5 protein-coding genes and 1 tRNA gene are annotated in these 5,086 nt (G+C 41.9%); 4 read left to right on the top strand and 2 right to left on the bottom strand.

Annotated features, from left to right (window positions below; translation table 11 throughout):
• Positions 1 to 30: 30 nt before the first annotated feature.
• From AC5V8P_RS23215 to AC5V8P_RS23205, 3 genes are all read left to right on the top strand, one after another.
• The gene (locus tag AC5V8P_RS23215) at positions 31 to 399 is read left to right on the top strand and encodes a helix-turn-helix domain-containing protein (RefSeq protein ID WP_231116826.1); all 369 of its coding nucleotides are present in this window, start codon (positions 31 to 33) and stop codon (positions 397 to 399) included.
• 361 nt (positions 400 to 760) lie between these two features.
• Positions 761 to 1,261, top strand: a complete 501-nt coding sequence (locus AC5V8P_RS23210; protein ID WP_064796765.1) for a hypothetical protein — start codon at positions 761 to 763, stop codon at positions 1,259 to 1,261.
• A 135-nt stretch (positions 1,262 to 1,396) separates the two neighbouring features.
• Positions 1,397 to 2,569, top strand: a complete 1,173-nt coding sequence (locus AC5V8P_RS23205; protein WP_029517882.1) for a site-specific integrase — start codon at positions 1,397 to 1,399, stop codon at positions 2,567 to 2,569.
• A gap of 93 nt (positions 2,570 to 2,662) precedes the next feature.
• On the opposite strand, the gene AC5V8P_RS23200 is transcribed toward AC5V8P_RS23205, so the two are convergent.
• A tRNA-Thr gene (locus tag AC5V8P_RS23200) sits at positions 2,663 to 2,734 on the bottom strand.
• Between the two features lie 73 nt (positions 2,735 to 2,807).
• On the bottom strand, positions 2,808 to 3,155 hold the full coding sequence (locus AC5V8P_RS23195) for an MTH1187 family thiamine-binding protein (protein WP_064796766.1): 348 nt from the start codon (positions 3,153 to 3,155) through the stop codon (positions 2,808 to 2,810).
• Between the two features lie 523 nt (positions 3,156 to 3,678).
• Between AC5V8P_RS23195 and AC5V8P_RS23190 the strand changes: the two genes are divergently transcribed.
• Positions 3,679 to 5,086: ribonucleotide reductase barrel domain-containing protein (locus tag AC5V8P_RS23190; RefSeq protein ID WP_495473908.1), on the top strand; the 1,408-nt coding region annotated here is incomplete at its 3' end.

The raw sequence follows: 5,086 nt of genomic DNA, 5'->3' as shown, positions 1-5,086 counted from the left end.
TTTTATAATTATTGTTTAGGGGGAAGTTGTGTGTTTCGCGGAGATAGAGTTGCGTATAGAAGAAAAAAGAAAAAGCTAACTCAAGAAGAATTAGCTTCAAAAGTTAACTTAACCAAGGCGGCTATAAGTAATTACGAGAATGGGCATAGCACTCCTTCAAATGAGACCTTGGTAGCTTTGGCGGACACCCTCGACGTTGATACGGATTATCTACTCGGGCGTACCGACACCCCTTGGAATGAACAAAGTGGCTCTAATTCTAAAAAGAATGATTTATCTCAAGAGACTACAGACTATGTACTCAAGGAGTTGGTGAAGAAATATAATATTGATCTAACCGACCCAAAAAATAAAGAAACATTGGAGAAGATGATTAAGTTGGTCTATGAAGACTTATAAGTGTCTATGTAATCAAGTAATTTAGTTTCTATGAATGCATAGACTTCTTCCGGCTTTTCTTGGTTCAGTTGTTCAATGTCCGATAACATATTTTTAAATTCGTCGGTCATAGTTGCACTTCCATTCAATATCTGGATTAATTTCATGATTTGCACAGTATAATTTTATACGTTAATTTCTATTCTATTGTTTCAAGAATATAGGAGATTGTGTTCATCAAACAATAGACAAATACTATTATATATCCATATGCCCTTCCCACGAAGAGTGACTTTTTAGCGAAGGATATTTTTGTGTTTTTTCAACACTAATACAAATTAGCAAATTCCCCAGCCGATGGGATCACATGAGGATGGTTTTGGTGGTTATCATAATCGTAGTTATCCTTTTAGCCATATTGTTTGGGAAGGGAATTAGAAATCTATTTTCACTTGCTTTCATAGGTATATTCACTATTTTCTTATGGGAGATTGCTTGGTGGGGAAAAGTTATAGACTTAATTCTAGCTCTTATTTTTTTTGTCCCTATAATCAATGGTCTTATACAGGGATTCCATACACCAAAGGTTGTAGGTACTGTTCCCTCAAAACCCAGTGGCACAAGGCATGTTGTTAAAAGTGTCGAAGTGAAACCACGTGAAAAAGCTCAGACTTCTTTTTTATCTGACTTCAATTTAATTGAGATAGCGGAGCCATATGGAGACATTGACCTAAGTAAAGTAAATGTCACGATGGTTTCCAGTACCTTGATGAAAAGGGTTCCTTATTTTAGAAAAATTCAGTTGCAAAACCGTGAGTACATACCTGCTCGTAAAGTTACTTCCTCAAATGAATCAGGTATTTCACTTACAAAGCAATCCTGAGTTGAATTAGAAGCTGTACGGAAAAATTTCCATACGCATGGAATTTCGGTACAATATAACCTAAAGCCCTTTTCGGGCTTTTCTTTTAAAATAAAAATAGAACATACATTCCCTATTTCAGTTAGGAGGTTCATCATGAGAGGACATATAGCCCAAAAAGGGAAGAAATACTACATCGTCGTGGATATGAAAGATGAGGTAACAGGAAAGCGTCGCAGGAAGTGGCTTACTGGTCCCAATGGAGGCTTCGATAAGAAAAGAGATGCTGAACGTGCAATGCCTGACATTCTCAGTGCTTTTAATAAAGGAACCTTTGTAGAACCAACCAAGAAAACTTTCGGTGAAATTATGGAGACCTGGCTCAAAGACAAAAAAACCTCTGTTAAACACGGTACTTGGAAGTCTTATGAGTGGCTTGTAAACACACACATTGTGCCGAATCTCGGGAAAGTGCAGATGACAAAATTAAAACCACAGCACCTCCATAATTTATATCACGAAACATTGCTACCCAAATTATCTGTAGCCTCTATCAAGAAAGCTCACGTCCTAGTTTTAGATGCTTTAAACCGGGCAGTAACCTGGGGAGTTATCACTCAGAATGTTGCCTCTTATGTAGAATTACCCCAAGGAAAAAAGAAAAAATTTGAAGTCTGGAATGAACATCAATTAAAGATTTTCCTCGATGCTGCATCGGAAGATCAATACTTCATGGCCTTCGAACTCGCTGCCTCTACTGGCATGCGTCAAAGTGAAATACTTGCGCTACCCCGATCAGAGGTAGATTTAAAGAGGAAAACGGCTTCGGTTCGACAAGCTTATACCATTTCTGAAATAGGACATGATCTTGATGATACTAAGAATGATAGTAGCGTTCGCTCCATCGCACTGTTTGCTAATACCGTTAATTTTCTGGAAAATCACTTTAGAAAGCAAGAACATGAGCAAGCCAGAAATAAGCTATACAATGATTCAGGCTTAGTAATTCAAACGAGTGTGGGAACGCCTCTCGGCCCCCGCAATCTTATGAGACATTACTATCGTATTTTGGACAGAATTGTAAAGGAACATCCCGATTTCCCTCGGATTCGTTTCCACGATCTGCGACACACTCATGCAACACTACTTCTCAAAGCTGGTATTCATCCGAAGATCGTTCAAGAGCGACTTGGACATTCGTCTATCAATGTAACTCTGGATACCTATTCACATGTTCTTCCGAATCTCCAAGAAGCGGTGTTAAAAAACATTGGAGATTCAATCACAGGAGAGAGCATTAGCACCGAAGAACCCACTTTATTAGACTAAAGGGTAGAAAAATGGTAGAAGAATCCTCAGTTCAATAAAAAAGCGCGACCTCCCAAAAGCTTGGAAGCCGCGCTGTGCTTGAGTTTTATAGAATGCTGGTGAAGGGAATTGAACCCCCGGCCTACGCATTACGAGTGCGTTGCTCTACCCCTGAGCTACACCAGCAGGTCAGTGTGACTGACAACAAAAACTATTATACTCTTAGTTACATAAAAATCAATCACTTACATCAACTTTATCAACTAGGATTTGGATTTAATTCTGTAACATTCCCTGCCGTGGCTCCAGATAGCTTCTCTGCGACGGATCTGAGCTTTTGGCGACTGGAGGAAGGTTTGTCACGGCGATCATCAATTTTGACCGAGGTGGACACACGCTTGGCTCCTGCCAGGAATGGCGCTTCGTGCAGCGCAGCAATCGCGGTGAACACATCGTCCAACGAACCTTCAATAATCGTACTCATGGAGGTAAGCTCATAGGTAATTCCCTTTTGTGTCTTCAACACTTTTTGCATTTGAGCAACATAGTCGCTCAGGCTCGTACTCCCCGTCCCAATCGGGATCACTGTCACTTCTGCAATGGCCATCACCAAGTTCCTCCTTTAATTAAGAAAAATAGTCTTTTATTTAATTTTAAAACTCAGGTCCATAAAGCAACCCTGTTTTGCGAAAAAAGCATCATATGTATACTGCTTGTTTCTGTATAAAACATTTATATCATTTATTGTACCGTTCACTCCGTCTCAATTCAAATACAGTCCGCGACTTCTCTTTAAATTTTAATTTTCCATTCCTTTTCCTTTACGTATGGCTTCGAATGTTGCTATAATACTCCTTGCACTTATTTGAAATTTTAAGTTTATATATACAATATGTTGGGTTAAATATTCATAACACCTCTAAATATAGTGATGTAGCCGATAAACTCTACGGGAACCATCTTCTTTCCCTTCATTGGCAGACGCATCGCTATTTCTATGTTATTGGATTACATACAGCCCCAAAATGCTGTCTGATCATCGCTTTTTTTCACCATATTCTTTTCTCAGATCATTTTCATGCCTATCCCTAAGTATGAATTTCAATTCAAGAAAGCGAGGAATTAATCCTATGCCACAACTCGTAACCAAACCTAACAATCGCCAGTTGGCTTTTGATGAAATACGTATATCTGTATACGCAGACCGTGTACTCAGCGGGCTGGACAAGCTCGATAAAGAGCGACTCATTCGCGGTGTAACCAGTAAGCTGCGCCGCGATGAAGTCACGGGGGATGAAATTAGCAATGCATTTGCAATGGCTGCCCTTGAACTGGTTAGCAAGGAAGAACCAGACTGGAAATTTGCCGCTGCGCGTGCTTTGCTCACTTCTTTATATAAAAAAGCAGCTACTCACCGCCGTTACAAATCGTATGCAGACGAGCCTTATGGCGCCTTTTATCCACTGATCACCGATTTAGTGCAAAAAGGAATCTACCGTCAAGAACTGCTTGACTGCTACACCAAGGAGCAGATTGATGAGCTCGGCGATTCCATTATGCCGCAGAATGACCTGCTGTTCGACTATATCGGACTGTTGACGCTGTCTGAGCGCTATTTGGCCAATGATTTTGACGGACGCGTAATGGAACTTCCACAGGAACGCTACATGATTATTGCAATGTACCTGATGCATCAAGAGCCTGCCGACAAGCGTATGGAGCTGGTCAAAGAGGCATACTGGGCGATGAGCAACATGTACATGACAGCAGCTACACCAACCATGTCTAATGCCGGAAAAAAGGTGGCCGGACAGCTCTCCAGCTGCTTTATTGACACTGTAGATGACTCATTGGAAGGTATTTTCGATTCCAATACCGATGTAGCCCGTCTTAGCAAAATGGGCGGCGGCATCGGCGTATACCTCGGTAAAGTACGGGCACGCGGCTCCGATATCCGTGGACATAAAAATACAAGCTCTGGTGTTATTCCTTGGATTCGCCAGTTGAACAATACAGCGGTTAGCGTAGACCAGTTGGGCACACGCAAAGGGGCCATTGCCGTTTATCTGGACGTATTCCACAAAGATATTCTGGCATTCCTTGACCTGAAGCTGAACAACGGTGACGAGCGGATGCGTGCACATGATGTGTTCCACGGCGTATGTCTGCCCGATTTGTTCATGGAGCGGGTCGAAGCACGGGGCGAATGGAATCTGTTCTGTCCACATGAAGTGAAGAAGGTCATGGGCTGGAAAGATGACAAGGGTCGTCCACTGGGACTGGAGGATTTTTATGATGAATCCTTCGGTTCAGGCTCCTTCCGCGAGAAATATGAGGAGGCGTCACAGCATCCGATTCTCTCTCGTATTACGGTGCCTGCCATTGACATCATGAAGCGTTTGATGAAGTCGCAGCTGGAGACGGGTACACCGTACATGTTCTACCGCGACACAGTAAACCGGGCTAACCCGAACCGCGCTCATGGTATGGTGTATTCCTCCAACCTGTGCACGGAAATTATGCAAAATCAATCTGCTA

This window comes from Paenibacillus sp. N119s (genome assembly GCF_059447605.1).
The sequence above is the reverse complement of the archived record's forward strand: the minus strand, read 5'-3'. Positions and strand labels throughout refer to the sequence as shown.